The sequence below is a fragment of the Candidatus Binataceae bacterium genome, assembly GCA_035308025.1.
GTDB lineage: Bacteria > Desulfobacterota > Binatia > Binatales > Binataceae > JAJPHI01.
Genome location: DATGHL010000047.1, coordinates 60,431 through 87,271, shown reverse-complemented (window position 1 = coordinate 87,271; position 26,841 = coordinate 60,431). Strand labels below are relative to the sequence as shown.

The 26,841-nt window shown below is 61.3% G+C and carries 24 protein-coding genes; 12 read left to right on the top strand and 12 right to left on the bottom strand.

Annotated features, from left to right (window positions below; genetic code table 11):
- Positions 1 to 5 precede the first annotated feature (5 nt).
- The gene (locus VKS22_14325) at positions 6 to 347 is read right to left on the bottom strand and encodes a hypothetical protein (GenBank protein ID HLW71787.1); all 342 of its coding nucleotides are present in this window, start codon (positions 345 to 347) and stop codon (positions 6 to 8) included.
- A 9-nt stretch (positions 348 to 356) separates the two neighbouring features.
- Between VKS22_14325 and VKS22_14320 the strand changes: the two genes are divergently transcribed.
- Positions 357 to 818, top strand: coding sequence for a hypothetical protein (locus tag VKS22_14320; GenBank protein HLW71786.1), 462 nt, complete (start codon positions 357 to 359; stop codon positions 816 to 818).
- A gap of 305 nt (positions 819 to 1,123) precedes the next feature.
- Here VKS22_14320 and ald read toward each other — a convergent pair whose 3' ends face one another.
- Complete coding sequence (gene ald / locus VKS22_14315) at positions 1,124 to 2,230, bottom strand: alanine dehydrogenase (GenBank protein HLW71785.1); 1,107 nt, start codon at positions 2,228 to 2,230, stop codon at positions 1,124 to 1,126.
- A 140-nt stretch (positions 2,231 to 2,370) separates the two neighbouring features.
- The gene (locus VKS22_14310) at positions 2,371 to 2,910 is read right to left on the bottom strand and encodes a CreA family protein (GenBank protein ID HLW71784.1); all 540 of its coding nucleotides are present in this window, start codon (positions 2,908 to 2,910) and stop codon (positions 2,371 to 2,373) included.
- 554 nt (positions 2,911 to 3,464) lie between these two features.
- Between VKS22_14310 and VKS22_14305 the strand changes: the two genes are divergently transcribed.
- Both VKS22_14305 and VKS22_14300 read left to right on the top strand, forming a co-directional pair.
- Positions 3,465 to 4,073: a hypothetical protein gene (locus VKS22_14305; GenBank protein ID HLW71783.1), complete on the top strand. Its 609-nt coding sequence runs from the start codon at positions 3,465 to 3,467 to the stop codon at positions 4,071 to 4,073.
- An 11-nt stretch (positions 4,074 to 4,084) separates the two neighbouring features.
- The gene (locus VKS22_14300; GenBank protein HLW71782.1) at positions 4,085 to 4,792 is read left to right on the top strand and encodes an MMPL family transporter; all 708 of its coding nucleotides are present in this window, start codon (positions 4,085 to 4,087) and stop codon (positions 4,790 to 4,792) included.
- A gap of 50 nt (positions 4,793 to 4,842) precedes the next feature.
- On the opposite strand, the gene VKS22_14295 is transcribed toward VKS22_14300, so the two are convergent.
- The gene (locus VKS22_14295) at positions 4,843 to 6,432 is read right to left on the bottom strand and encodes a tannase/feruloyl esterase family alpha/beta hydrolase (GenBank protein ID HLW71781.1); all 1,590 of its coding nucleotides are present in this window, start codon (positions 6,430 to 6,432) and stop codon (positions 4,843 to 4,845) included.
- 431 nt (positions 6,433 to 6,863) lie between these two features.
- On the opposite strand from VKS22_14295, the gene VKS22_14290 reads away from it, so the two are divergent.
- On the top strand, positions 6,864 to 7,748 hold the full coding sequence (locus VKS22_14290) for a hypothetical protein (GenBank protein ID HLW71780.1): 885 nt from the start codon (positions 6,864 to 6,866) through the stop codon (positions 7,746 to 7,748).
- A gap of 225 nt (positions 7,749 to 7,973) precedes the next feature.
- Positions 7,974 to 8,615 (top strand): hypothetical protein, encoded by a 642-nt coding sequence (locus VKS22_14285; GenBank protein ID HLW71779.1) that lies wholly within the window; start codon positions 7,974 to 7,976, stop codon positions 8,613 to 8,615.
- A gap of 35 nt (positions 8,616 to 8,650) precedes the next feature.
- Here VKS22_14285 and VKS22_14280 read toward each other — a convergent pair whose 3' ends face one another.
- The gene (locus VKS22_14280) at positions 8,651 to 8,869 is read right to left on the bottom strand and encodes a hypothetical protein (GenBank protein HLW71778.1); all 219 of its coding nucleotides are present in this window, start codon (positions 8,867 to 8,869) and stop codon (positions 8,651 to 8,653) included.
- Positions 8,870 to 8,953: 84 nt separating this feature from the next.
- Between VKS22_14280 and VKS22_14275 the strand changes: the two genes are divergently transcribed.
- On the top strand, positions 8,954 to 10,942 hold the full coding sequence (locus VKS22_14275) for a ribonuclease catalytic domain-containing protein (protein ID HLW71777.1): 1,989 nt from the start codon (positions 8,954 to 8,956) through the stop codon (positions 10,940 to 10,942).
- A 39-nt stretch (positions 10,943 to 10,981) separates the two neighbouring features.
- Here VKS22_14275 and VKS22_14270 read toward each other — a convergent pair whose 3' ends face one another.
- Complete coding sequence (locus tag VKS22_14270) at positions 10,982 to 11,185, bottom strand: helix-turn-helix domain-containing protein (GenBank protein HLW71776.1); 204 nt, start codon at positions 11,183 to 11,185, stop codon at positions 10,982 to 10,984.
- Positions 11,186 to 11,488: 303 nt separating this feature from the next.
- On the bottom strand, positions 11,489 to 12,331 hold the full coding sequence (locus VKS22_14265) for an LLM class F420-dependent oxidoreductase (protein ID HLW71775.1): 843 nt from the start codon (positions 12,329 to 12,331) through the stop codon (positions 11,489 to 11,491).
- 69 nt (positions 12,332 to 12,400) lie between these two features.
- Here VKS22_14265 and VKS22_14260 point away from each other — a divergent pair, with 69 nt between their 5' ends.
- The gene (locus VKS22_14260; GenBank protein ID HLW71774.1) at positions 12,401 to 12,940 is read left to right on the top strand and encodes a PH domain-containing protein; all 540 of its coding nucleotides are present in this window, start codon (positions 12,401 to 12,403) and stop codon (positions 12,938 to 12,940) included.
- A gap of 25 nt (positions 12,941 to 12,965) precedes the next feature.
- Positions 12,966 to 13,592, top strand: a complete 627-nt coding sequence (locus tag VKS22_14255; protein HLW71773.1) for a ribonuclease HII — start codon at positions 12,966 to 12,968, stop codon at positions 13,590 to 13,592.
- Between the two features lie 9 nt (positions 13,593 to 13,601).
- Here the strand turns inward: VKS22_14255 and VKS22_14250 are convergent, their stop codons facing one another.
- Positions 13,602 to 14,633, bottom strand: coding sequence for a peptidyl-alpha-hydroxyglycine alpha-amidating lyase family protein (locus VKS22_14250; protein ID HLW71772.1), 1,032 nt, complete (start codon positions 14,631 to 14,633; stop codon positions 13,602 to 13,604).
- Positions 14,634 to 14,725: 92 nt separating this feature from the next.
- Positions 14,726 to 18,184: a type ISP restriction/modification enzyme gene (locus tag VKS22_14245; protein HLW71771.1), complete on the bottom strand. Its 3,459-nt coding sequence runs from the start codon at positions 18,182 to 18,184 to the stop codon at positions 14,726 to 14,728.
- A gap of 151 nt (positions 18,185 to 18,335) precedes the next feature.
- Here VKS22_14245 and VKS22_14240 point away from each other — a divergent pair, with 151 nt between their 5' ends.
- The 3 genes from VKS22_14240 to VKS22_14230 are packed head-to-tail and all read left to right on the top strand — an operon-like array spanning position 18,336 to position 20,964.
- Positions 18,336 to 19,511: a hypothetical protein gene (locus tag VKS22_14240; protein HLW71770.1), complete on the top strand. Its 1,176-nt coding sequence runs from the start codon at positions 18,336 to 18,338 to the stop codon at positions 19,509 to 19,511.
- Positions 19,512 to 19,545: 34 nt separating this feature from the next.
- Entirely contained in the window at positions 19,546 to 19,965 is a 420-nt protein-coding gene (locus tag VKS22_14235; GenBank protein ID HLW71769.1) for a Zn-ribbon domain-containing OB-fold protein, read from the top strand.
- A 21-nt stretch (positions 19,966 to 19,986) separates the two neighbouring features.
- Positions 19,987 to 20,964, top strand: a complete 978-nt coding sequence (locus tag VKS22_14230; protein HLW71768.1) for a choice-of-anchor D domain-containing protein — start codon at positions 19,987 to 19,989, stop codon at positions 20,962 to 20,964.
- 379 nt (positions 20,965 to 21,343) lie between these two features.
- Here the strand turns inward: VKS22_14230 and VKS22_14225 are convergent, their stop codons facing one another.
- The 3 genes from VKS22_14225 to VKS22_14215 all read right to left on the bottom strand — a co-directional run bounded on the left by VKS22_14225 (position 21,344) and on the right by VKS22_14215 (position 24,798).
- Positions 21,344 to 21,823, bottom strand: coding sequence for a hypothetical protein (locus tag VKS22_14225; protein ID HLW71767.1), 480 nt, complete (start codon positions 21,821 to 21,823; stop codon positions 21,344 to 21,346).
- A 171-nt stretch (positions 21,824 to 21,994) separates the two neighbouring features.
- On the bottom strand, positions 21,995 to 23,149 hold the full coding sequence (locus VKS22_14220) for a hypothetical protein (protein ID HLW71766.1): 1,155 nt from the start codon (positions 23,147 to 23,149) through the stop codon (positions 21,995 to 21,997).
- Between the two features lie 44 nt (positions 23,150 to 23,193).
- Positions 23,194 to 24,798 carry a sigma 54-interacting transcriptional regulator gene (locus VKS22_14215; GenBank protein HLW71765.1) on the bottom strand — a complete coding sequence of 535 codons (1,605 nt, stop codon included), beginning with the start codon at positions 24,796 to 24,798 and terminating at the stop codon, positions 23,194 to 23,196.
- Between the two features lie 251 nt (positions 24,799 to 25,049).
- Here VKS22_14215 and VKS22_14210 point away from each other — a divergent pair, with 251 nt between their 5' ends.
- Positions 25,050 to 26,828, top strand: coding sequence for a phosphoenolpyruvate carboxykinase (GTP) (locus VKS22_14210; protein HLW71764.1), 1,779 nt, complete (start codon positions 25,050 to 25,052; stop codon positions 26,826 to 26,828).
- Positions 26,829 to 26,841: the final 13 nt, after the last annotated feature.

The following is a 26,841-nucleotide window of genomic DNA, read 5'->3' as shown; positions in this document are numbered from 1 at the left end:
ACACGTCAGTTTTCTTCTAAGTTTTCGGCTGGTCTTTTCTTCTTTTTTGTCTTTGGCCTCATGATGTTGATGGCGGTGGCATCGAGCTGGGTTTTGACGTGTGCTGCATAGTACTTTTTGATCATCTCGACGCTGGTGCGGCAGTTTTTGGCGATCTGGTAGATGTCGGCGCCTTCCATCAGGCGCAGACAGATATATGTGTGTCGGAGGCTATAGGCCGTTCGAGGGCGGCCTTCGCGATCGAATCTGAGGTTTTCCTCGTCGAGGATAGTCTTGAATAGCTCGCGCTGCCATTGAGGAAGATGAGGTCTGTCGGCCCCGGAAACCGTATTCTTCGGAACCGGCATGCGCGGACCATGCAGCCAAGGACGACAAAGAAGCAGGTGCCGGGCCTTCAATCTCTCGAACGGGCGCACGGCGCCACTCATGCTCTTACAGTAGCCGACTCCGCGCTTGCCGCGCACCTCGATCTCAAGGATGGTTTGGCCGCTCGGGTCGTCTTCGACGATTGTGACGTCCCGGAATTGAAGGCGCCACGCTTCATCGGGTCGAAGGCCGGTGTTGGCGGCGAAAAGAACATCGTCGTGAAGTTGTTCCGATTCCCATTTGTAGCGCGTCGCCCTCGGCTCTTGCGCACGCTTGCGGGTGGCTTCGTAAGTTTTTTGTATTCCTCAGGAGAGAACCAGGCGCGGTGCGAGATTTTTGGAGATGACCTGTACGGCTCGGAAAGGTCCGGCATACGGTCGAGCCATCCATTGCGGATGGCGGCTTTCAATGTCTGCCGGCCCTCTGAACCCCTCAAAAATAGCCAACTGTGAAAGGACTGCGCAGTTGGTCTGAAAGCAATCGTCGACGAACAAACCTTTTATTTCAAAGCCTTATTTAGAGACTTGCTATATTGTTTTGGGATTTTAAGTCCTATGCGTCTGCCATTTTGCCACCCCGGCGATCCTCCCAAATCATTAATAGATAAAGGTTTTCTCAAGCGGTTATCTCGATTTGGCGAGCATTTCCCCGGCGTCCCACTCCCGCTTACTCAGCATTGCGGAATAGAGAGTTTTCGGGGACCGCGCCAACCTTCGCCAAAAACGAAAGTGTAGTTTTGCCGCGCGCAACCGAGCGGTCAGCTCCAGGGCGACGACGGCTTGAGTCGCAGGGCGGTTGCGACCGCGGGATGAACGACCACGCCGTTATATGTGTTGAGGCCTAGTTGTATCGCCCGGTTGCGCGCGCCCGCCTCCAGTACGCCGTGGTCCGCGATTTCGAGCGCGTATGGTATCGTGGCGTTAGTCAGCGCATAGGTCGAGGTATGTGGGACAATGCCGGGAATATTGGTGACACAATAGTGAACTACGCCCTCGCGGACGAAGATTGGGCGCGCATGGGTAGTCGGATGCGAGAGTTCGGAAATGCCGCCCTGATCGATCGAGAGGTCGACCAACGCCGCTCCGCGCTTCATCCGCGACACCGCACGCGTCGTTATCAGGCGCGGAGCGCGGGCGCCGGGAATCAACACGGTACCAACGACCAGATCCGCCTGGAACAGTTCCTCCTCCAGTGTGGCGCGGTTTGACATCACAGTGATCGCCTGGCTGCCGAGCAGATCGTTGAGATAACGCAGCCTGACCGGATTAACGTCAAGTATCGTGACACGGGCGCCGACACCGATGGCGACTCGACAGGCGTTGAGCCCGGCGATGCCGCCGCCAATGATGAGCACGCGCCCCGGCCGCACCCCCGGCGCACCACTCAGCAGGACGCCGCGCCCGCCGTTTTGCGCCTCCAGACACCAGCCGCCGACCTGAATTGCGAGACGGCCCGCGACTTCGCTCATCGGCGCAAGCAGTGGCAGACTTGAATCGTCGAGCTGAACAGTCTCATAAGCCAATGCGATGACACGCCGCGCCAGAAGTTCGCGCGCGAGCCGCTGGTCAGCGGCCAGATGGAGATACGTGAAAAGGATTAGTCCTGGCCGCAAATAACTATATTCCGACGGCTGCGGCTCCTTAACCTTGAGGACCATCGAAGCGCGGCGCCAGACAGTGACCGCCGAGCCCGCGATCCGCGCACCTGCGGCACGATAGTCGCCATCGCCAAATCCACTGCCGGCTCCCGCGCCGCGCTGAATGATGACGCTGTGGCCATGATGCTTCAGCGCGACGACGCCCGCCGGCGTGAGCGCGACGCGGCGCTCGTCCTGCTTTATTTCGGTGGGAACGCCGACAATCATGTGCCATTACCTCGGCGGCTCGATCGCGTCGCCGGATCCGCGCCAATCAACCTTGCGAACTTTCCGAGGATCGGGCTAAACGCCGTGGCCGATCGCGCTGTCGCGGCGACTTCGATCGCGTATCTGTGCGCATCCAGGAATTATGGTGCGGCTGCAGATTCGATTAGCGACAGATCAGGCGCCTGCGTTCCCCACGGCTGCGCCACCACCGCCGAGATCGAATTATGCGGCGAGCCGTTGACCAGTCGATCGGTCCACACCAGGTACACAAAACTTTTATGCGCCGCGTCCCAAAACCGGCTGACGTGCAGGCGCTTGAATAGCACGGAGCGCTTTTCAGTGAAGGCGTCCTCGCCATTCTCGAACGTCTCTTTGACCCTGATTGGCCCGGTCTGGCGCACCGCTACGGAGGCGTCGGAGGTATCCTCGGCCAAGCCGATCGCGCCTTTGATTCCGCCCGTCTGCGACTTACTAATGAACACGGTGATGCCTTCGATTTTCGGATCATCATAGGATTCTATAATGATCTTATGATCCGGCCCGATCAGCTTGAACGCCGTATTGACGGATCCGACCGTATGGTGCGTCTCACTCCCACTTCGGCAGCTCAGCAGCAGCCCGGCGGCCCCGAGCGACGCCACGATCGCCATAGCCCGTTTCGCTTTCCGCTTCTCCCTCATTCTCGTCCTCGCCATGAACCCTGTGCGACCATACCCGAACAAACCAAGAAGATAAAAGCCAGTCGAGGCGGGCAACGCCTCCCCGTCGCTTCACGCTTGGCAGCATTTCCATTCAGGGCTCCTGTGCAGACTGACCCGATTTGCAATCGCGCAGAGTCCGCGCACTATCGCCCTCGCCGGCAATGCGTCCGCAGAAGCCCGGACTTTCATCTGTCTCAAGTTACCGGTAGTTAGTTTCCGCGAGATTCACGCGATGGCCGAACGCCTGGTTCATTTCATCGTCCCCTTGACGTGAGGTATCGCTGGGCGTCGCTTGCCGTGCTCGCGTTGCTGACGCTCGTTTTCGGCCGTTACGCGCTCAGAGTGCGCATGTACAGTGAATTTCGCGACCTGCTGCCTCAGGCTCATCCGTACGTCCTCAACTATAATCATTTCCGGCAGATCTTCGGCACCGCGAACGTGATGACGCTTCGATCTCGAAGTCAAGCGCAGGCGACATCTTCAATGCAGCCACGCTTAACAAGATTCGCTACCTCCATCGGCAACTCGATCTGATGGACGGCGTCGATCACGACCTGATCGATTCGATAACTGGCACTAACGCGCGCAAATTGATCGCGACCAGCGGTGGCTTAATCATCTCTCGCCCGTTGCTGCCGGACGTTATACCCACCTCGGCAGCGGACCTCGCGCGTCTTAAAGACGAAGTCCTGCACAGTCAAGCCTACGGCGTACTGGTCGCGCAAAACGGCAAGAGCGCGCTGGTCACCGCCGGCTTCAACGAGGACCGAGTTGACTATGGCGACATCCACCGCCGGCTCGAACGGATGCGGCGCGCCGTGGAGGACGACAATACGGTCCTGTATGCAACCGGCGAGCCCGTACTCAAGGCGTGGTGCTGGTTCTACGAAGGCGACCTGGCGCGCATCTTCGCGGTTACCGGCCTGTTCATAATCGGCACCCTCGTTCTCTACTTCAGGCGGCTCTACGGCGTGCTCTTGCCGATGATCGGCGCGGCGGCACAGGCGGTCTGGGGTCTCGGCTTCGTCGGGTTCCTCGGCTACAACTTCGACGTGCTTGTGCTGGTGATCCCGCTGCTGGTGACGGCGCGCGCCGCGAGCCACGGCGTGCGTATCAGTCGTCGGCGCCGTCGCCGCTGGTGATTCTTCAGTACATGGACTATAACGCGCGCAACGGGCAATTTGTCGTTTACTACAAGAATGTCGAAGGCGCGACGTTGCTCGAGGCGATCGCGCGAGCCCAACTATTCATCGCGACTCACCCTTCGCCACACGTTAAGTTTGTGCTAGCAGGCGGCAGCGTTGGTCTGACCGCGGCGCTCAATGACGAAATTATCTACTCCGATCGCACCAGTACAATCCTCATCATGGGCGTGGTTTTCGGCCTGGTCGCACTGAGTTACGCTTCGTTCACGGCGGGTGGGATGGTTCTGCTGACTCTGATCGCCGCCGGTGTAGTGAGTTTTCTTTACATCGGGCTCAAAGGCTCAGGGATCAACATCAATACATTGCCGGTAACCGCCGTCGGCATGGGAATCGGTGTCGACTACATTCTCTATGTTGTCGATCGAATCCGGCGTGAGTATCGACGTATCGGCGACTACGACCAGGCAATCCGGCGGGCCATCAGCACTTCCGGCATGGCGGTTACCTTCACCGCGACGACTCTGGTGGGCGGCGTCATCCCTTGGTACTGGATGTCCGAACTCCGCTTCTCGGCCGAAATGGCCCTGCTGCTAGGCCTGCTTATGCTTACGCACTGGCTCGCGGCGATTACGTTGGTCCCAGCGATCTTCTCGATCGTGCGACCGCAATTCGTCGCCCGCAAGTCCGGGCGGGCCGCATTGAGAAACGCTACTTAAAACTCTTTCAACGGTTCCATGCGCGAGGGCTAATATCGGCCGCCGGCTCGCTAGCGATTGGTCGCCGAGCAGGACCATGAGGAGGCGTCGTTGACGGGCCCGACGTCATCGTAGATGGCTAGTTCCGGATAGGCGCAAAGCGGCATGGTGCGATCAATCGGCGCGGTCGGATTGTCATTGATATGATGGCTGGCGACGATGCCCTCCGGAACAACGCCCTGCTCAACCCAACTAACCAAGGCCGAGACCGCGTCAAAAGAATTCGGCCCAGGACCAAAGCCCTGACAATGATGCATCCCAGGCGCCATGAACAGCCGGATGCTGTCGGCGGTATTACTACCGAGCGTCGCCTGCACATTGTTGTAATAGTTTACGCTGACATAGGGTGAAAACACCGGATCACTCCAGCCGTGATACATGAGCAATTTATGTCCTGAGGTGACGAAAGGCGTCAGGTCCGCGTTCATGCCTTCACCGCCAAGACTCGCCGTGCGGCTGGTGATCGCACTGAGCTGGACTTGGTTCGAGAAGCTTATCGTTTTTGTATCCAGATTAGGGTTGTTGGAAATAAAGTATTTGTAGAAACCATCTTGCGCGGCCCATTGAGTCGGTGTCAGCGGAAAGCCTGCCCATGGCTCGGCCCCCGTAAAGCTCGGCAGCTTGCAGGAACTTTGTGGGCAACCCGTGATCATTTGCGGCCAGCCTGCATCCGCCGGCGCGCTTTGCGCCGGGTCGCTAATACTAAGACCCGGATAGAGCGTGGCGCCGGCGGTATCGACCGGTCCCTGATAGATCTTGTTGACAGCGGCGATCTGCCCGGCGGTCAGACAGCCGGTGGTTTGACCCGGACTGCACAGCAGGGCAGCCGGATTGAAGGCGCAAGCAGCAGGATTTTGGATGAGGCCGTCCACCACTCCGTCAAGACCATCACACTGAGTTAGTACGGCCTGATTGAGCAGCGTTATCGCGGCGCTGTCGAGATAGCTGTTCGGAGAAAGAATAGCCTGCGCGTTCGCGTTGAAGGCCAGATAGTTTTGGCCGATCGCCGGGTCTCCTGCCGCGATACCGTCGAAGTCGGTGGGATAATTCTCGGCTTCAACCAGGCCCTGCCGTCCGCCGGTAGAACAGCCGGCAAAGTACGAATGGTAGGCCGGATTACCATAATAGCCACTCAAGATCTGCTCCGCGGCCACTGCCGATTCGTGCACCGCGCGGTACTCAAAATCGAGCACCGCCGGCGTATTATTCAGCGCCCAGCTCGCATCGCGGTTGGCGCCGGTGTGGCCAGTGTCAGTCGCCGCAACGGCGTAACTACCCTGCAGGCTGCTCAAGTCGAAGGGGATCGACCCGGCCAAACCGGCATTACCAGCAAAGAGGAAACGCGAATTCCAATAGCTCGAATCCGGCAGCCCGACTTCGTAGTGGATGACGTCTCCTAAGGTTGCATCGGTGGTGATCGAAGCGTTGATTTGGCAGTAGGGGATAGCGCCACTGGTGGTTTCAACCGCTGAGGTAATCTTTGAGTTGCTGGGCGCAATCGACTGAATTGATGCAACGTCGCAACTGACCGCCAAAGCACGGGTCGCGCATATGAAAAGATCCGCAGCCAAAAACAGGCCGATGAAGAAACGAGGTCGCATTCCGATGATCCCCCGACGGTTCAACAGATATGGTCGTCCCGTCTATCGCGTCATGTGCGAATCGTCCGGGCGACCGTCGGGTCTGACTTAGTGCAGGAGGTGTGCCTGCTGCCTGGTGGCCAAGCGATCGACCGACAACCGCCTCAATTGCTTCGGTTTGCCGGCACGATTGACAAAATAAGGAGAGGCTGGATGGTGACTCAAACCCGAAAATCAGGACGATTAGTGTTCCTCGTCGGCGCGAGTGGGACAGCCAGGAGTGATTAGGAAACCCAGGGCTCTGGACTTGTCTCGGGCCAAAGGCGGCCGAGATCGCAGTTTTGGACAAACTCGTCATTTCGGACAGAGTGCTCGGCTAATTCACCGGAAATAGAAGCGGGCCGGCGGTAATGATCTTGGCTGGTCCGCGGAAATATGGTGAAATTCGGGCGATGGAAAAGCACATAAGCAAGCATCCGGAAACGCAGCACTTGCCCGGCGATGTTGTTCACTATCGCGAATATAAAATACTGCTCGAGCCTGACAGGTTCACGAGTAAAAATGGCTTTCTCGAATTTTGGGAAACGGCCTCCAGGACTCTCAAGAAGCTTCACCTCAAAGTCGACGTCGACGATAATGCATTTGATAGTCAGGTACGCGAGGTGCTCTTCTACGACACGCCGGAGTTCGACCTCTTCAACCACCATTTCATCCTCCGCAAGCGAACTTTCTACGACCAGGGATGGCCACGGCCCGATCACGAGCTGACTTTCAAATATCGCGCCCCTGACCTCAAAGACGCTGCCGCAATTGACGTCCGCCCGCACCTGGGAGGGCACGAAGAAATAAAATTTAAAGAGGAGCTGCTGCTAGAGCGCGATCGTCTGGGCGGGATGCGCAGTGTGTATTCTCACGGCTGCGTGCTCATTTCGCCAAAAATTGAGCTCGATCGCGGCATCGAAGACATCGCCCGCGCCTTTCCGACTTTGAAGCAGATAGACATACGCCCCAGGACCAAAATGGCGCTGGTCAATAATATGGCGGTCGAGGAAGTACAAAACACACTGGGCATGATCCACTTCGGCCATCACTTCAAAGGCAAAACCACAATCGCAATATGGCGAAGCCGGGCACTGGAAAAATCGCTGTCGGGAGAATTCGCCTTTCAGTGCAAGTTCGACCATTTGGAAGAGGTCAACAAGGAAGCCCTCGAGCTCTCGGAGGAGTTCTATAAAACGGTCCAGCTGGATTGCGCCGATTGGATCAAACTCGGCAGCACCAAGACCGCGATGGTCTATGGGCTTGGCGCGAGCGGGCATCTGAATAACCATGAGTAAGGACGCCGGCTCGGGCTGAATTCGCGGTTCCTTGAATGAATTGGCCAGGTGAAACGTCGTCTTACATTCGGCGTATTAGGATTAACCACGCAACGCTTGCTGAATCCGGCGTTGTGTGAAGATTATAGAAGCCAAATGCGTACCTTTAAGATCAATCTGTTTGACTTGCGCGCGCCGAGGCTTTGTCGTTGGACCCTCCACCCCCGTGAATTGGCGCAGCGCGTCATGCTTGCTGCGCTCGCACTCACGCTGGGCGGCTGCGCCGTTGCCGACGCGCCGATCAAGGATATGCCCAAGGTTGTTGCGGCCCCGCAGGCCGGGCAGCTCGCCGTCACCTCGCAGCCGGGCGCGACGATCGGCGCGGTGCAACCGGTCTATGTCTCGATAGCGAACGGCTCTGACGCGCCGTTGTCCGTCGTGCCCAGCCAGATTTTTGCCCTCGATGAGGGCGGCAATCGGATTGCGCCGTTGCCTGCCGCCGAGGCCGCCCGGCAGGCGGGCGGCGCCGGCGACCTTAAGGCCGCGCTCACGAGCGCGGCGACCAGCGGCCTAATCCTGGGTGCGGTCGGCACCGGAGTAGGCGCTGTCGCGGGATCGCTGCTCGGCAGCGGCGCAGTCGGCGCCGGGGTCGGCGGTGCGATCGGGGCCGCTGAGGGCGGCCTGGAGGGTGCTGCCGCCGGACCGCAGAAAGCCGAACAGCAAGCTAATACGCAGCTCAACGCGCTCGCGCTGCAGCCGAGCTCTGTCGCTCATGATTTTACCGTGAGCGGCTATGTCTTTTTCCCCAAGGGCAACTATCGGCAGCTTCAGATGGTGCTGGTTGACGGCGAGAGCGGGGACACGCAGATCATCAACCGTCCGTGGTAATGAGCGCGTGCTGCGCGCTCAACGAGAACGAAAACCTACTTCTTGCCCTCGAGGAGCGCGTCCAGCGCCTCATTGACGAAATACCTCTGCGCCGGGTCGCGACTGTCGAGTTCAGCCGTGCGCCATCCTATCCATTGAGCCAAACCGGCCGTCGCGACGCCGGCGAGGTTGTCGTCGCCGACCGCCTCGGCGATCCGCTGAAGCTCCCGATAGAGCTCCTCCGTGATCGTCAGCTCAAGCTTTCTTTCTTCCATCGCGCTCGACCCATATAGTCACGTCCGCGTAGTCGGATCAAAGGCCTGCGAGCGGGATCGTTAACCGCGCAGCCCGCGGCCGCAATGAGCATCGGCGAAGCGCAGGCGAAATTGGCTGCTACCGGAAAATATTCAGGAATTATCGTCGAGTACCTCGACGACGGCCGCCTGCGCGCGGCGGTGGCGCTGCGCGAGTACGCCGATCAGGTCGTTGTCGCCGAGGGCTCCGGCGCGGAGCGCAAAATTCCGCGCGATTTGGTGCTGGTCCGCCATCCGGATCGTCCGGCCACGCACGAAAACGCGCGCGAGCTGCTCGCCGCATTGAAGCTCGAGCACGAGCGGCTTGCGGGCGAACTCGATCTGAATCTGCTTTGGGAGATTGTCCAGGAAGACCAGCGCGGCCGCAGCGCGACGGCTCTCGCCGAAATCTTTTTTGGGCACGCCGCGCCGGTCGAGATTGCCGTGATGCTCGAGGCGCTGCTCAATGACCGGCTCTATTTTGTGCGCCGCCACATGGAATTCGTCCCGCGCAGCGCGGAACAGGTCGAGCGGCTCCGCACACAGCATCAGCGCACCCGCCTGCGCAGCGAGGGCGGCCGCCAAAAGCGCCGGCTGCTCGCTAGCTTGCTTGAAGATGGTCCGCAGTCGCCGATAGCCGAGGCTGCGCCGTTGATCGAGGAGCTGACCCGCTACCTCGAAAATCCATTTACGCGCAACCGCGAGACCGCAACGATGCTCGAGGCGGTTGCCGGCGAGCTGACGCCGGCCGAGGCCGCCTACGAAATTCTCGAGCGCCTGGGCGCGCGGCCGGACGGACCGCGTTACGCCCTGATCGGTGGCCTGCGCACCAACTTCAGCGCGGCCGCGACGCAGGAGGCTCTCAACGGCGCGACGCCGCGACGCGCGGCCGGCGCCGCGCATCGGACGGTCACGATCGATGACGCCGAAACCGTCGAGATTGACGACGCGCTCGCCTGCGAAACGCTGCCCGGCGGCGGCTTTCGCGTCCGCGTCCATATCGCATTGGTCGCCGACTTCGTCGCCAAGGGCGGTCCGATGGACGTCGAAGCCGCCGCGCGCGGAACGACGGTCTATCTGCCGGAGACCACGGTGAGGATGCTGCCTGACGCGGTCTCAACCGATCGCGCCAGTCTGCGCGCCGCCGCCGAACGTCACGTGCTGACTACCGACGTAAGCTTGTCAGCTACCGGCGAAGTGACCAGCTATGAACTCTACCCGGAGCTGATATGCGTGGATGCGCGTCTGACCTACGATCAGGCGGACGCCATAATTGCGGACGCCGCGATCGAAACAGAGAATGCCGCTCTGCTCGCGCGATTGCGCGAGGCGACCGTGATACTGCGGGAACGCCGTCGCGCTGCTGGCGCGCGGTTGATTCAGCGGCGCGAACCCAAAGTCACCGTAGTCGGCGATCAGATCGACATCCGGATTATCGATCCGGCCTCGCCCAGCCGCGAGCTGGTCGCCGAGCTGATGGTGTTGAGCAACTATATCGCGGCGCGCCTTGGCGCCGACCGTGGCGCGCCGATGATCTATCGAGTCCAGCCGAATCCGATGGACAACACACTCGCGCAGCGCGCGCGGCTCTCGCTCTATCCTGAGTTCCACGCCGGGGTCGGACTCGAATGCTATGTGCAGGCGAGTTCACCCATCCGGCGCTACCTGGATTTGGTTCTGCAAAGGCAGTTAATCGCGATAACGGGCGAGGCTCCCGCGCCGGCTTATACGCGGGAGGAATTGATGGCGGTGTTGGCCGCGGCCGAAGCGGGCGAGGATGAAGGACGCCAGCTTGAACGCCGGGCTAAACGCTACTGGACTTTGATCTATCTCAAGCGGCACGCGCTCGAGCGACCGCTTGAGGCCACGGTGGGCCGCGACGGCGCCAGCGCAGAATTGGACGCATACGCCGTGCGCGGCAGTTTGCGCGGCGCGCCGAATCTCTCGGCCAACGCTCGCGTGATGGTGATGGTTGGGCGGATCGATCCTGTTCGGGGCGGGCTGACGCTTAATTACCTGGAGACCATAATGGCGGCGGCGGAAGGCGCTGTTTGAAGCGCCTTCCGCCCCCCTCTTGCCCCGCCGCCTTGATCCTCAGTCCAGTTCGCGATCGCCCTTGAGGCTATCCTGCTCCAGCCGCCACCGGTCGATCGATTCGATATTGAAGCGCCAGTCACTGCCCATCTTAAAGGCCGGCAGGCTCCCGCGTTTCAATTGGCGATAGACCGTCGAAGGATGAACCTTGAGATAATCTGAAAGCTCCTTGACCGTCATTACGTGACTGCTCTCCGTCTGCATCGCGTCCCCCCTTAGGCTAGTATAAAGTTCCTTTTGGAACAACCTACGAGAAGTGCAAGCGATGTGCCATCAGTCAAAACGACTAAAAGCATTGTAACGAAAGGAAAAAGAAGTCTATGACTGCTGGATAGCGTCAAGATTTTGGCGCTATTGTCACTAAAAGAGCCGTGCTGGCTCGATGTGGCGGAACAGGAATCAGCTCAGCTCCATTCAGTTGTCGAAGACGACGACCAAAAAATCTCGCCACGTCGACTCCCGTGCTCATCGGGCTTTGGAGGGTGCGAATCGACTCAGGTTTTGTGATCAAACGTGGCCGATCAATTCACGCTGGGTGTCAGCGACAGCCTTGAGGATGCCCGCTTCGTCGCGTGCACCATGCAGCAGAATCAGGCGCTGGACACCGGCGTCGGCGAAGCGTTTGGCGGCGTCGCGATCGACTCGTCCGCGCGGACAGACGCTGATTTCAAGATCCTCGAACTTTCGCCCGGCCGCGGCGCAGGCGGATTTCAACCCGTCGATACAGGCGACGGTTGCCCCAACGTCGAGGGCAAAGCCGAACCATCCTTTGGCCAGCCGTGCGCTGCGTGAATAGGCTTCTTTCGTATGGCCGCCGAAAACTATCTCGGGATGGGGCTTTTGCACCGGACGCGGCATCGCATTGATCCCGCCGAAGTTGACGAAACGGCCGTGATACTCGGGCTGCTCCATGCTCCAGAGCGCGATCATCGCGGCGAGAAATTCCTCGCTGCGCGCGCCTTTATGATCGAACGGCGCGCCGATCGCATCGAACTCGGGCTTGAGGTAGCCCACTCCGATGCCGAAGATGAGGCGGCCGTTCGACAGCACATCCACCGACGCCAATTCCTTGGCGAGTACAACCGGATTGCGCTGTGGCAATATGACGATGCCGGTGCCAAGCTTCACGCGTTTGGTATGCGCGGCGATAAACGCCAGGGAGACCGCACAATCGATGAAGGGAGTATTGGCCGGAACGGGCGAAGGCGGCGCTTGCGGCTCGGGCAGCACGATATGCTCTCCCGTCCAGAGGCTCTCGAAGCCGGCCTCCTCTGCGGCGCGCGCGACGGTTGCAGCAATCGACGGATTAGCGCAAGGACCGAAATTGATGCCGAATAATCCGAATTTCATACGCCGAGAAGTAACATATTCCGCCTTTAAAGTGTCAACCCGGCAGCGCCGAAACCCAAGGTAAGCACGATGCGATGCGCACAATGCGGGACTGAAGCCGTCACCGGTGCGGCCTTTTGTTCGCGCTGCGGGACGCGGCTCCAGGCGCCGCGTCCCGACGCCGTGCGCGAGTATGCACTCAGCCGGATTTTGCCGTCGTGGTGGCATTTCGCGCGCGAGATTGTAATCGCGCTCGCGATACTCGGTAGCGGCGTTTATCTGCTCGTAGCGCGTGCGGGCAGCCCGCGCGGCGGCCTCGTGCTGATCGCGCTCGCGGTCGTGGTCTTCGCGATGATTGCGCTGGCGCGGCGGCAAATCAGTTGGAGCCTGACCTCCGATCGCCTGATCGAGCGGCGCGGGTTGTTGGCGAGCCGGCGCCGCGAGATGGAGCTCGCCGACGTGCGCTCGATCGAAGTCGATCGCTCGGTGATACAACGACTCCTCGGGCTCGGTAACATAATGATAGCGTCGGCCGCGAGCGCGGAGTTTCTCATCCGCCTGACCGACATCCCCGACCCTGAGCAGGTCGCGGAGATCCTCCGCCGCGCGCGCTTGAAGCGCCTCGCCTGAGCGTGGGGCGAAGGAAGTTTGTGAGATGAGCGGGCATCCGACACTGCGTTACGAACGCAAGCTCTGGCGTGAGGGCGTGCGCGTCGTTGCCGGAGTGGACGAAGCCGGCGTCGGTCCGATGGCCGGACCGGTGGTGGCCGCGGCGGTGATCTTCGAGCAGGAAATTTTCATTCGCGGCGTGAACGACTCGAAGCAGTTACCGCCCGAGCGGCGCGAGGCGCTCTTTCCGCGTATCAAGGAAAAAGCGCTCGCGGTCGGCGTAGGAATCGCCACGCCGGGCGAGATCGATCAGCTCAACATCTTCTGGGCGACGATGGCGGCGAGCGCGCGCGCCTTGCAGGCTCTGACGCTGTCGCCCGATCACGTGCTGGTCGATGGCCGCCGTATCCCCGAACTCAAGCTGCCACAGACCCGAATCGTCGGCGGCGACCGCAAGAGCTTCTGTATCGCCGCGGCCTCGATTATCGCCAAGGTCACGCGCGACCGCATGATGCTCGAGTACGACGCGCTGTATCCTGAGTACGGCTTCGCGCGGCATAAGGGCTACTGCACCGCGGAGCATTTCGCAGCGCTCGACCGGGTTGGCCCAAGTGCGATCCATCGGCGTTCCTTCGCGCCGGTCTGGACGGCCGCGCAGCGCAAATTGTTCTAGCCGCGATTTTCACGCTTGGTGGTGCCCGCGATTCGTGCGCCGCAGCCGTTTGAGCTTGACCGCGTTTCTGATCGGACGGTCGGACGCCTGGCCCTGATTGAACATTTTCGCGATCGACCACGAGACTTCAGCGACGTAGATATTGCCCTCGCGATCGACGCAGATGCCGTGCGGCGCGGTGAGCTGATCGGGCTCTTCCCCCTGCCCGTTGTCGCAGAGCTTGGCGAGCAGGCGGCCGTCGAGGCTCCAGATGCTGACCCGCGGCCCCATCGTGCGCGCGCCGTTCCAGATCGGCCAGAAGCCGGCCGGACCGATCCCGCCCCACCACGCTGAACTCAGCTCGCCGATGTAGCACAACTGTTCCGGGCTCGCGGTGTCGATACACATGCCGCACGGCAACGCCATCCCGGTCCAGATCGCCTCGAGCTTGCCGTGCGGCGTAAAGACCTGAACGCGATGGTTGTGCCGATCGGCGACGTACACGTAGCCGTCGCGGTCGGTACAGATATTGTGCGGCAGACTGAATTGACCGGGCTCGTTGCCGGGCTCGCCCCACGAATAGATCAAGCGGCCGTCGGGAGTGTATTTGTGCACTTTGGCGTTGCCGTAGCCGTCGGAGATGAAGAGTTCGCCGGTATTCGGATGAATCGCGACGTGAGTGCATTGATAGAAGGGCAGCCCGCTCATCGCAGGCGCGGGCTTGCCGGGCGTGCCGATCGTCATCAGGATTTCGCCCTCGAGCGTACACTTGCGCACCGTGTGATCGAAGGTGTCGGTCAGCCAGATGGTGTCGTCAAGACCCATCGTGACGGCGTGAGCGTTGGGAAAGGTTTTCTTGTCGCCCCAGCTATGGAGAAATTTGCCGTCGCGATCGACGATGATGATTGGCGTATCGCCGCGATTGAAAAGATAGACCCGCTCCTTGCGGTCGATGCCGACGCCGGCGATGTCGTAGTTCCAGCCGTTGGGGCCGGCGGGCATCCGCGCCCAATTCTCGACGATTTCGTAATGGTAATCGCCCACGCCGGTCTGTAGCGCCATAGCGGAGTCCTCCACCGCCTTCGTTAGCAGATACCTTGGCCGGTGACCAATCGTCGATTTGGCAATACTACCGTTGGCGATATGCGCGCATCTTATGACGGCAAACTTTTTATCTCTGGCGTCGGAGCCGAAGCTTCGGCTTTCCTTGCGGGAGCCGGCCAAGGGTACAGGTCTTTTTTCACGAGGTCGTAATTCGCGTCCAGTTCGGGTTCCATCAGCAAAAGGGCGGCGACGCGACGCGCGATATCCGTGACCGCGCGTGCTTCATCCATCTTGAGCGCGCGGCCGAGAATCTGGCGCTCGCGATAGCTGAGCCACTTTTTGATCACTTGGTAGCCGCCGATCGTGTACTCCCAAACGCGGATCGGGATATTTCGCCAGAAGGCGAAAGTGTTCAGGTACACATCCATTGTGTGATCGCCGAGCAATTCGATGATCTGTTCGTTGGAAAGGCCGAGTGCGGAGGCGCCGGCGGCGAGTGCTTCGCGTTCCTTCGTCGTGTAGTCACGCTCGATGAACTTTCCCTTGCCGGGCATCACGGCGCCGCCCTTGCCCCGATGGCCCCAGCCGGCAGTCACGTCGAGATCGCCGACATCTGGATTCAGCGACCCGCCGCCTTCGCGGGAGATCGCGGCAACTATTCCGAGTTCGGGTCGGAGTTTTCCGACGGTGACGCCCTCGACGGAGTTTTCGGGATCAAGCAAGCCTGCGAGCGCGCGCCCAAGGATGGCCGATCTAGCGAGCGCATCCTTCGACGCTGGCAGGGGAATCCGCGGCCAATTGCTGCGCAGGCTAGCCAGATTGTCCCGACGATAGAACGATGAAGCCAAAACACTCGCGCAATGGTAGAAGAGTGTCGTCTCGTTCGCGTTGGCTGATGCCAGACATTGCATAGCCGACTCACTGAGGTTCGGCTTCGGAGCGTCTGCGGATAGCAGAGATCGATCGCTCTCTTTCAAATATAGAGCGAAACCTCTGGCGCCGCTGTCCATACAATTCAGATCGTTAAGAGTCCGTAGGGATAAACCCGGCTCCGCCAAGTCCTTGCGGGTGCGTCCGGTAGTGAAGAGGAAGATGTTACCGTCGAAAATGTTGGGAAAATATTCGGAGCGCTTCTCATCGAGAAGCTTCGTCTCAGGCTCCCAATAGAGCCATCGATAATCGAATGGCCGGTAACAAAACCGAACAATCTTTTCCGGCATGAAGCCGCGTTGAGTAAGATATCGGCGTGTCTTCTTCGCGTCGAATCGCGCCGTACTCGTCATCGCGGTCGGCATGATCGCTCGGATATCCGCATCGTCAAGTTTGGGATCGAAATATTGCATCATCCGCTCGATGAGCCGCTCCTTATCGATGTCCACGACGACGTCATCGCGGCTCGTCTTCACGCCGGGAAAAGACACCGGAAACAGTTCCGGCAAGAGCGGCCACGCAAGGTAATTGGTTTCGATAGCGCCGGGCTGAAACGATAATCCCAGTCCCAACGCGGGATGCAACCCTTCGTAGTTTGCCGTGAGATTGTTGTCCGCCTCGTCAAGAAGTTGCGCCCGTTTTTCCTTGCCCCACAGATTGCGAAAACTCACACTCTGAGCGCCATGCGACTTCTCGCGACGAGTGAGCAATGCGATCGCAGTGCCGACCTGAATCCCCTCGCGGTTGAACTCGGTCGAGAAGATGCTCGGGTCGGATTCACCCTCGGGCGTCAGCTTTCCAGTCTTGTATTTGTCGCCGTTGAGGCAGTCGATCGAGATCTGATCGAAGCGCTCCAGATAGCGTTCGCGCATGCCGGTGAACGAAAGCCCGTCGAGCCACGAATAGTTCGAGATGAAGCAGACGATTCCCTTGCCGGTCTTCTCGACGATTTTCCGCTCGGCCATGCGATAGAAGCGAACATACAGATCGTTCAAACCCTGTCCCTGCGGCTGCGGCGCGCGCTTGGCAGTTCGATAGGCCTGCGACAAATCGCGTTCTTCATCGACCGCGAGTCCGGCAAATCCGTTGTACGGCGGATTTCCCAATATCACGAGGATCGGCTTGGCCTGCTTGACCCGTTCGGCGGCGTCGCGCTCCTGCAGTAGCTCGGGGAACGCCAGCAGCATCTGCGGCTTGGAGCCGTCGGGCGGCTCCCATCCGGTCAACGCGTTGGTCAGGTAAACGCCGGCCCGCTCCTTCGCCGCGAAAGGCGCGTCGAGGGCCTGGAGCATCAGCCCAATTTGTAAATGCGTAACGACAAACGGCGCAGGTAAGATCTCGAAGCCGAACACGCGCTCCATCGCGGCGCGCTTGACCTCCTGCGCCGTGAGCGCATCACCGCCCTTCTCGCGAAGAGTGTCCGCTATCCAACCGAGGACCTCGATTAGGTAGGAGCCGGTGCCGCAACACGGATCGAGGACAAAGACATTCGGGGCGGCGAGACCGTCGGTAAGACCTAGCTCCTCGCGCAGCACCTGATCGACGCGCGCGACCATGTAGCGCACGACTTCGCGCGGCGTGTACCAGACGCCAAGCTGCTTGCGGAGTTCCGGGTCGTAAGCTTCGAGAAACGGCTCGTAAAAGTATTGTACGGCGTGATGCTCCTCGAAGGCGGTAAAAAATACGGCGCGATCAATTCGGTTGAGAACAGTTCCCGTCCAGTCGAGCACCTCGGGCAATTCGAGCCCGGCCAGCGACGCCGGATTGCTCGCCTGATGAAACAATTCCGCCAGCACGGGAACGCGCAGATAGTAGCCCGCGGTGCGCCAGTCAAAGCGCGCTTTACGATCCGCCGGCGGATGCTCGCGCGTCCAGAGCACCCATGCGGAAAAGACGCCGTAGAAGAGCGTCTGCACCAGCGTCGAGCGAAAAAAATGCTCGCCCTTTTTGCCTTCGAATTCGATCCCGAGCGCCTCTTCCAGCGCGCTGCGGATGGCTGACAGCGCCGGCGCCTCACGCTTCTTCTCGACGCGTCTCAGCGCCTCGCGGGCATAGGAGGCCATGAACCAGGCCGCATCCTTGGGCGCCGCCAAAGCCGCGGCGTGAAGCATCACCCGCTTGAGGAAATCGACGAAAGCATCGCCGTGCTCCGCCGCGAGCGCGCGCGGGTGGCTCGCCGCCGTCCAAAAGGCCGCCTCGCTCGGGGCGAGGCGATAGTGTTCGAGCTTGACGGGCTGCCCGTCGGCGTCGGCGCCGACGAGCAGGAAGTCATGGTAATTCGTGACGAGAACCTGGCGGTACGCCTTCCAGTATTTCGATACTTGCGCGCCGTCTGCCGTGAGCAAGACGTCGCCGCCCGCCGGCTTCGCCTCGACCACGCCACGCGCCGGCTTCGTCCCCGGTAAAGGTTCGTCCGCCGAGGCCTTCTGGAATTGATCGGGTGTAAAAAGACCGATATCGGGAATGCCGGCGCCATGGCTCGGGTGAACGATACATCGCACCTTGGGTTTTAGAGTTGCCCCGACGGCGTCCAATAGCGCGGCGAGCGCCGGATAATAGGAAGTCTCGGGAACAGCAGACCCGGACCGGCGGAGGTCGCGAAGTTCGCGAAGGTAGTTTTCCAGGGGGTCGTGCGCCATCTTGAATTGGCTGGCACTGTAGCATCCCCGCTTCGGGATTGGCGACGGAATCGCTCTTCAGAAGCGGCCCGCTTTTGTGACACCAATCGCCGAATGTGAATGCAACCGTTGGCGATTTGCAGCGCATTTTTATAGGCTCGCCATAACCTCTATGGCGAATTTCGACCTCAAGGACCGCGCGGCGATCGTCGGCGTCGGCCAATCGCAATACGGCCGTCGCCTGATGCGCAGCCCAATCGACCTCGCCGCCGATGCGATCGCCGCCGCACTCGACGACGCCGGCCTGGCACGCCATGAACTCGACGGCATGATCGTCAGCTTCGGCACGCCGATCGGCGCCGACGGCGACTCCATCGCGCAGGTCCTCGGCCTCAAGTTGCGCGCGGCCAATCAGACCTGGGCGCACGGCCGCTTCACCGCAAGCTGCATCCAATGGGCCGCGATGATCGTCAATGCCGGGATGGCAGACGCGGTCGCCTGTCTCGCCTCCGTGAGTTTCTCGGGCATGCGGAGGCCCATGATGGGTGGCGCCAGCGACAGCGAGGGTGCGCGCGAGGCCGGCGGCGGCCACGGCGAAGACCCGGTCTATGGGATGACTTCGCCCGGAGCGGGCGCGGCGCTGGTCGCGCGCCGCTACTTCGAGCGCTACGGCGCCGATAGCCGGTCGCTCGCCGCAGTGCCGGTCGCCTTCCGCAAACACGCGGCGATGAACCCGGCGGCGATCATGCGCGAGCCCTTCAGCGTTGACGATCATCAGGCCTCGCGCTACGTCTGCGAGCCGCTTCACCTGCTCGATTACTGCCTGATCAACGACGGCGCCGCGTGCGTGATCGTTACCACCGCGGAGCGGGCGCGTGATTGCAAGAAGCCGCCGGTCTATATCGGCGGGATGCAACCGCTGCCGGGCGGGCACGAGGAGTTTATCTGGGCCTACCCCGGACTCGGCGTGGTCCAGCAGCCAGTCTTCGACTATGACGCCGGTCTGCAGCCGGTCTATCGGATGGCCGGGGTGGGGCCCGCCGATATCGACGCGCTCTTCACCTACGACGCCTTCTCGATCCTCGCCTGGATGGCGCTCGAGCGCTTCGGCTTCTGCAAACCCGGCGAGGCCGCCGGCTTCACGCAAAACGGCCGCATCGAGCTGGGCGGCGCGCTGCCGATCAACACCAACGGCGGCCTGCTCTCCGAGGCGCATATCATGGGCTGGAACCATCAGGTCGAGATCGTGCGGCAACTGCGCGACGAGTGCGGCCCGCGCCAGGTCGAGGATGCCGAGGTTATCCAGTGGGCAAACGCCTACGGCGACTCACTGATTTATCATCGTTAACCCGCGCGCCCGACTGAGAACGAGGCAAGAAAACTTGGCTGACGTCCCGTATCAAAAACCGCTGCCCGCGATCACGTCGCTTAACCGGCCTTACTGGGAGGGCCTCAAGCGGCGTGAGCTGCGGATGCAACGCTGCGACGGTTGCGGACGGGTCTGGTTCCCGCCTGCGCCGCTCTGTCCGCGATGCTGGTCGCGGCAATTTACCTGGGCCCAACTCTCGGGACGCGGCCGCGTCAATTCATGGGTGGTCTTCCATCAAGCTTACTTCAAGTCCTACGAGCACGACTTGCCCTACAACGTCGCGGAGGTTGAGCTCGAAGAAGGCCCGCGCCTCCTCACCAACCTGGTCGGCGTCGCCAATGACGACATTCGCGCCGGCATGGCGGTCGAGATCGTCTTCGACGACGTTACCGACGATATCGCGCTGGCGAAGTTCAAGCCGCGCCCAATCTAGGCTTGCCCTGGTAGCACCGGATTGAACAGCATCGCGGTCGACGCCGGCGACACCGTCTTCACCGGCGGAGGCGGCGCAAGAATCACCGATGACATGCTCGCGGTGCTAACCTCCTCGGGGGCCATCGCCCCGTATGGGACCTATTATGTGTTTGGCGTAACGCCGATTGCTCTATCTGAGCCGCGGCCATCTGCCATCAATCTGACGCCGGCCAGCTTGATTTTCTCTCAGAACGTCGGAACCCAAAGCGCCGCTCAGACCGTCACGATCTCTAACTTCGGCGGCAGCCAATTGAATCTGTCCAACATTGCGGCGCCAGGCCCATTCGCTGAAACCAATAATTGCCCGAGCCAATTGATTGCAGGAGCAAACTGCACGGTTTCGGTGACCTTCACGCCGACTGTGACGGGTCCTGCGAATGAATCGCTGACCGTCTACGACGACTCCGGCAATGCCGGCATCGTGCAAACTGCGACTCTCACGGGAACCGGGACAGCTCCCGCCGCTTCGCTTTCACCCACCTCCTTGTCTTTCTCCGGCCAAGTCGTGGGCACGACGAGCGGGGCCAAGAGCGTCACGTTGAAAAACACTGGCACAGGCCCGTCGCAGGTCACGAGTCTGAGCGCGAGCGCACCCTTTAGTGCAGCGAATAACTGCAGCGGAAGCCTCGCACCCGCTTCGTCCTGCACCATTCAGGTCTCGTTCACACCCGGCATCGTGGGCTCGGCGTCCGGCAAGCTCACGATTACCGATAATGGGGGCACACAAACCGTGTCGCTGACGGGCAACGGTATCGCGCCGGTCACGCTCTCAAGCACTACGTTGAATTTCGGGCGAGTGAAGGTTGGCACGACCAGTTCAGCCAAGGCGGTCGCCCTGACGAATAACCGAAGTGCGGCGCTGGCCTTTTCCGGCATCGTGGTCAGCACCCGCTTCGCGATCGCAAGAACACTTGTGGCACGAACATCGCCGCCAAGGCGAGATGCACAGTCGGGGTGACCTTCTCGCCCGCCGCGAGCGGCGCCGGCGCGGGTACTCTGACTTTCACCGATAACGCGGCTAACAGCCCGCAGGTTATAAGTCTCAAGGGGACCGGTTACTAAAGCCTATGTCTATTCCAGATCGGAAAGAAAAGCCTACATGTTATGGCTGGACGCCGACATTGAGGTGGATAGCACCGCAGACTCTTCAGGCACACTAGAGAAGTAGTAATCGGCCGAGCTGGCGCCCTGTCGGCGCTAGCGCCCGAGCGGACATAGGCGCATTCGCCCCGTCAAGCTCCGCCGAGGTCTCGAAGTCGAGGCTAGCAGGCAGAGATCCGGCCGCTCGGGTTGTCGGCCGGATCCAGTGGAAGCCTGTATACCTTCGTTTGCCGGCGTTATTCCCTTTCAGGAAGGCAGATCTGGCCGACAATCTTGTCGGTGAAGTTAACGCCGTCGGTACTCGAGCCGGAGATGAACAGCGTGCCGGTCGCTCCCGTGAGGCTGCCGGTCCCGTTGCTGACTGGAGAGATTGTGCTGAAAACGCCGAGGGCTAGGTTGTAAATCGTAACATCACTGTCGGTCAGCGTGCCACCCCGGTTAGATGTAATCGTCAGCGTATCGGTGAACGAGAATGTGTTGGGGTCGGGGGTCGCCGTGAGTGAAGAGGTGAACAGATCGGCGGTCGTGCCATTCAGGATTCCGCCATGCGTGATGGTCCCGGTGGTGGTCGTCGCGCTGGTGACAGTCGCGCTCTGATCGGCGCTCACATCTTTGCATTCACTGCCCCCGGCCAGCGCCCGATGAGCCGGTATGATGAGAGCTAGAGCCGCGACGGCCCCCATCGTCAGTGATCGTTTAACTATCACGTGGTTCATTTTCCTCCTCCTTGCTGGAGTACCCAGCACGATCTGGCGAATCGCCAAATTTTTGGTAACACCATGCGCCACTCATTCAGCAAGGCGTAACAAACGATCGAACAATTTGTTCGGTCGAAATGAACGATTTGAATGAAGTAATGTTTGGCAGCGCTGACGGCGGCGCGGCGCTTAACGCGCGAGCAGGCCCAGGCGCATCCGGCCGTAAAGCTCGGCCGAGGTCTCGAAGTCGAGACTCGCGTGCTGCGCTCCCACATTGACGTTGCGGAAAGCGAGCTGGAGCGGACTCGAGTTGTAAACGGCGTGAGCACCCGAGCCGGCGAAGAGCCGCGACACCGCTCGCCGGCACAACTCGATTGCGTAGGCCGCGTGCCATTTGACCTGCGCGCGATAGCCAATGTCGGTCGCGCCCTCGCCCGCCTCGGCGACCCGTCCCAGGAGGTCAAGGGATTCGTGAATCAGGAGATCGGCGCAGCGGATTTCGGCCGCAGCCTCGGCCAGCCGGAGCTGCGTCGGAACGTACTCGGCTTTGCGCGCGCCGGTCACGATGACGCGGCGCTCCTTGGTGCGCTCGATAAATTTCTCCTGCGCAAATTTCGCCGAACCGAGCGTGGCCGTCGCGACCGAGAGCGAGAGCATCGAATCGGCGGAAACCCGATAGAGGTTGGTGGCGTGGTTGAGCGTGTGCGGCGAATCACCTTTCAGCATCGCGCGTGAATCGACTGCATGGCCCTCCGGCACAAAAAGATCGGTAGCGACGACGTCCTTGCTGCCCGTCCCTTCGAGTCCGAGAACATACCAGGTGTCGTCGATCGCGATCTCGCCGGTGGGAACGACCACGTGCACCAGTGGACCGCCCTTCTCCGCGTCGGCGCATCCGAGCATCACCCAGTTCGAGTTATCGACGCCGCTGCAGAATTGCCAACGACCATTGACGCGATAACCACCCGCCACCTTGGCCGCCGTGCCCTGCCATGAGAGCGTGCCGGCCACCAGGCTGTCGCGGCCGCCGCCGAAAACATCATCCTGCGCGCGCTCGGGAAACGTGCCGAGACAAAAATGATGCGCCGCCATCACCATCAGAACCCAGCCGCTCGCGGGACAGGCTTCGGAGACGGCAGTCACCGCGTCACCCAGGATGCGCAAAGGCAATTCGTAACCGCCGACACGCGCAGGTTGCGGGATGCGGAAGAGTCCCGCACCAACCATCGCGTCGCGACTGGCCGGCACGACCCGCCGCGCCTCAATGCAGGCCTGCACGTTCGCGGCGAGGATCGGCGCAATGCCGGCGACGCGACTCTGGATCTCTTCGGCGGTGACTGTCATATGAGCATCGCTTTTGCGGCTGCCTCTTGGTTCCGAGTGCACACCTAATTTCCGCGCAGCGAGTATTCCTTCATCTTCTTTTGCAAGGTGACGCGCGAGACGCCGAGCGCGATCGCGGCGTGAGAAACGTTCCCTCGATGCCGCGCCAGGACCCCGGCGATAAAGCGTGTTTCAAACTCGGCGCGGGCTTTAGCCAGCGAACCTTCCACGCCCAGCTCCTCGGATTGCGCCGCGGTGGAATCGGAAATGCCGGTATCCGCCGAGCTTTCAGGAAAGCCGTTGCGCGCCGGAGCGGCCGCGCCCAACCTCCGCGAAAAACGCTGTGGACCGATCAATTCACCTTCGGCGGCGAGCGCGACCGCTTGATCGATTTCATTCTGCAGTTGCCGGACGTTGCCGGGCCAATCTGCACTCTCGAGCAAGGCTTGCGCTTGCGGGCTGAATCCTGCCACGCGCTTGCCCAGCCCGCGACACGCCATGTCGAGGAAGCGCGCCGCCATCAGCGGGATGTCCTCGCGACGGTCGCGCAGTGGCGGCAGGCGGATCGTGAAGGTGTTGAGCCGGTAAAACAGATCCTCACGAAACGCCCGCGCCGCGAGTCCGGCTTCGAGGTCGCGATTGGTCGCCGAGATCACCCGCACATCGACCTTGTAGGAGCGCGCGTCGCCCACCGGCTTGATCTCGCCCTCCTGCAGCACGCGCAGCAATTTCGCCTGCATCTGTATCGGCATCTCGCCGATCTCGTCGAGAAAGAGCGTCCCACCCGAAGCCGCCCGGAACAGCCCCACCTGATCGCTCAACGCCCCGCTGAAGGCGCCGCGCCGATGGCCGAAGAGTTCGCTCTCGAGTAGCCCCTCCGGCACCGCGGCGCAGTTGATCGAGACAAAGGGCTGCTCGGCGCGCGCTCCGATCCGATGGATCGCGCGCGCGACCAGCTCCTTGCCGGTGCCGGTTTCGCCCAGGATAAGCACGCTTTTGATCGAGGCTGCAGCGGCTTCCGTCAGCCGGAATACTTCGCTCATCGCGGGGCTCACCGCGATGATCTCGGCAAAGCGATCGTTGCGCGCCAACTCCTGCCGCAGTGCGCCGTTTTGCGCGCGCAGGAGCGCCGCCACTTGTTTGATTTCGGCGAAGCGTCCGGCGTTCTCCAGCGCCACCGCGATACTGCCGGCCAGCAACTCGAGTTGGGTCTTCTCGGCCTCACTGAATGGCTGAGCACCGGCCCGTCGAACCGCCTCGATCACGCCGAGCGGCGCCGATTCGCTGAGCAGCGGCGCCGCCAGTAATGATCCGGTGGCCGTGCCGGTCCGGTCGTCGGCGGTTGAGGAGAAGCGCGGGTCGCGACGCACGTCGGTGATCAGCTCGGAGCGGCCACTTTGCAAGACCGCACCCGCGATGCCGCGGTCGGCCGGCAGGCGCACCTCTGCGAGCCGTCGCCCGGCTTCGGCGTCGCCCTCGGCGACATAGGGAAAATAGAGTTCCCGCTTTTCGCGGTCGAGCAGCAGAATCGAGACGCCGTCCGCGCCCAAAATCTCGCGGCTGCGCTCTAACGCGAACGGAATCAGTTCGTCCGCATCGAGGCGTCGCGCAAATGCCGTCGCCAGATCATGAATCTGCGAAGTTCGATTGCTCACCTGCGATTCACTCATCGAGCTGCCCGGAGCACAAAATAGCACGGCGCGCTAAGGACGGTAATGCGAGGGGATCAGCCTGGTGTTCGCTTCCGGGTGGAAAAATCGGGCCCAATCAGCGCGTCGGGCTCAAGGGATTATCCATTGCTTCCAATAGGGGTTTCCTAATACTTTACGTAAACCGGAAAATCCGCGATTTCGCCACTGGCTGACTACGGCAAAGCTGGAATGTCGCGAAGAGGCCCGGGCGATCAAACACGGAGCACAAGGTGAGCTTAGGCCCCTCCGACTCGCAACTAACCGCCAACGCCACGCTCAACGCCTGGATCAGTGAAGCTGCGCGGCTGACCCGGCCCGATCGGATCGTCTGCTGCGACGGCTCCGACGACGAGCGCGAGCGCCTGACGCAGGCCGCAGTCGCCGCCGGGGTGTTGCTCCCGTTGAACCAGTCGCAGCGCCCGGGCTGTTACCTCCATCGTTCCAATCCGAATGACGTTGCGCGCACCGAGGATGTTACCTTCGTCTGCTCACCGACGCGCGAGGACGCCGGCGCCACGAACAATTGGATGGCCCCGGCCGACGCCTATCGCAAGCTCGGCGCGCTGCTGAAGGACTCGATGCGCGGGCGCACGATGTACGTCATCCCCTACGTCATGGGTCCGCTCGGTTCGCCCTTCGCCAAGGTCGGCGTCGAAATCACCGATAGCATCTATGTCGCCCTGAGCATGCGCATCATGACCCGCATGGGCCGCGCGGCGCTGACGATGCTCGGCGATTCCGCGGACTTCAACCGCGGCCTGCACTGCACCCTCGATCTCGATCCGGCGAAGCGCTTCATTTGCCATTTTCCGCAGGACAACACCATCTGGTCGGTCGGCAGCGGCTATGGCGGCAACGCGCTGCTCAGCAAAAAATGCTTCGCCTTGCGAATCGCGAGTTGTCTCGGCCGCCGCGAAGGCTGGATGGCCGAGCATATGTTAATCGTCGGCCTGCGCAGTCCGGCCGGTGTAACCCGCTATATCGCCGCCGCCTTTCCCAGCGCCTGCGGCAAGACCAACCTCGCGATGCTCCTGCCGCCCGCCGCTCTTGGCGACTGGAAAGTCTTCACGGTCGGCGACGACATCGCCTGGCTGCGCGTCGGCGCGGACGGCGGACTATGGGCAATCAATCCCGAGAACGGCTACTTCGGCGTTGCGCCCGGCACCAGCGCAAAGTCCAATCCCAACGCGCTCGCCACGTTGCATCGCGATTCGCTCTTCACCAACGTCGCGATGACGCCCGATGGCGACGTCTGGTGGGAAGGCATGGACGTCGCCGCGCCCGATCATCTGATCGACTGGCGCGGCCGCGCGTGGCGCAAGGATTCCGGCGAACGGGCCGCCCATCCCAATAGCCGCTTTACCGCCCCGATGACCAACAATCCCGTGCTCTCGCCGCACGCTGAAGATCCTCAGGGCGTACCGATTTCCGCGATCATCTTCGGCGGTCGGCGCGCCACCACGATGCCGCTCGTCCTCGAAGCGACAGACTGGACGCATGGCGTTTTCATGGGCGCGATTATGGGTTCCGAAACCACCGCGGCCGCCGCCGGCCAGGTCGGCGTCGTGCGGCGCGATCCGATGGCGATGCTGCCCTTCTGCGGTTACAACATCGGCGATTATCTCGGCCACTGGCTGGCGATGCGCGATAAGATCACGCAGCCGCCGCGTCTCTTCATGGTCAACTGGTTCCGCAAGGACGGCAGCGGTCATTTCCTCTGGCCCGGCTATGGCGAGAATCTGCGCGTGCTCAAGTGGATGCTCGATCGGATAGACGGGTGCGCCGAGGGTCGTCGCACGCCGGTCGGAATCGTGCCGGCGCGCGCTGATCTCGATCTGACCGGCCTCGAGATCAACCCCCGCCAATTGGAACAGGCTCTGACGGTCGATGCCGAAGAATGGCGCCGCGAAATGGAATCGGCCGGCCGCTTCCTGAACGAAATCGGCCCGACCTTGCCGGCGACTCTGCTCGACCAGCATCGCGAGATCACGGCCCGCCTCCGCGACTGACAGCACCGAACCG

Bases quoted from the DNA above. Each gene is read 5' to 3' on its own strand.
- VKS22_14295 (HLW71781.1), bottom strand. From the start codon at position 6,432: ATGCGACCTCGTTTCTTCATCGGCCTGTTTTTGGCTGCGGATCTTTTC.
- VKS22_14225 (HLW71767.1), bottom strand. From the start codon at position 21,823: ATGAACCACGTGATAGTTAAACGATCACTGACGATGGGGGCCGTCGCG.
- VKS22_14320 (HLW71786.1), top strand. From the start codon at position 357: ATGCAGCCAAGGACGACAAAGAAGCAGGTGCCGGGCCTTCAATCTCTC.
- VKS22_14265 (HLW71775.1), bottom strand. From the start codon at position 12,331: ATGAAATTCGGATTATTCGGCATCAATTTCGGTCCTTGCGCTAATCCG.
- VKS22_14240 (HLW71770.1), top strand. From the start codon at position 18,336: ATGGCGAATTTCGACCTCAAGGACCGCGCGGCGATCGTCGGCGTCGGC.
- VKS22_14270 (HLW71776.1), bottom strand. From the start codon at position 11,185: ATGCAGACGGAGAGCAGTCACGTAATGACGGTCAAGGAGCTTTCAGAT.
- VKS22_14220 (HLW71766.1), bottom strand. From the start codon at position 23,149: ATGACAGTCACCGCCGAAGAGATCCAGAGTCGCGTCGCCGGCATTGCG.
- VKS22_14250 (HLW71772.1), bottom strand. From the start codon at position 14,633: ATGGCGCTACAGACCGGCGTGGGCGATTACCATTACGAAATCGTCGAG.
- VKS22_14290 (HLW71780.1), top strand. From the start codon at position 6,864: ATGGAAAAGCACATAAGCAAGCATCCGGAAACGCAGCACTTGCCCGGC.
- VKS22_14310 (HLW71784.1), bottom strand. From the start codon at position 2,910: ATGAGGGAGAAGCGGAAAGCGAAACGGGCTATGGCGATCGTGGCGTCG.
- VKS22_14260 (HLW71774.1), top strand. From the start codon at position 12,401: ATGCGATGCGCACAATGCGGGACTGAAGCCGTCACCGGTGCGGCCTTT.
- VKS22_14285 (HLW71779.1), top strand. From the start codon at position 7,974: ATGCTTGCTGCGCTCGCACTCACGCTGGGCGGCTGCGCCGTTGCCGAC.
- VKS22_14255 (HLW71773.1), top strand. From the start codon at position 12,966: ATGAGCGGGCATCCGACACTGCGTTACGAACGCAAGCTCTGGCGTGAG.
- VKS22_14245 (HLW71771.1), bottom strand. From the start codon at position 18,184: ATGGCGCACGACCCCCTGGAAAACTACCTTCGCGAACTTCGCGACCTC.
- VKS22_14325 (HLW71787.1), bottom strand. From the start codon at position 347: ATGCCGGTTCCGAAGAATACGGTTTCCGGGGCCGACAGACCTCATCTT.
- VKS22_14300 (HLW71782.1), top strand. From the start codon at position 4,085: ATGGACTATAACGCGCGCAACGGGCAATTTGTCGTTTACTACAAGAAT.
- VKS22_14275 (HLW71777.1), top strand. From the start codon at position 8,954: ATGAGCATCGGCGAAGCGCAGGCGAAATTGGCTGCTACCGGAAAATAT.
- VKS22_14215 (HLW71765.1), bottom strand. From the start codon at position 24,798: ATGAGTGAATCGCAGGTGAGCAATCGAACTTCGCAGATTCATGATCTG.
- ald (HLW71785.1), bottom strand. From the start codon at position 2,230: ATGATTGTCGGCGTTCCCACCGAAATAAAGCAGGACGAGCGCCGCGTC.
- VKS22_14305 (HLW71783.1), top strand. From the start codon at position 3,465: ATGGACGGCGTCGATCACGACCTGATCGATTCGATAACTGGCACTAAC.
- VKS22_14280 (HLW71778.1), bottom strand. From the start codon at position 8,869: ATGGAAGAAAGAAAGCTTGAGCTGACGATCACGGAGGAGCTCTATCGG.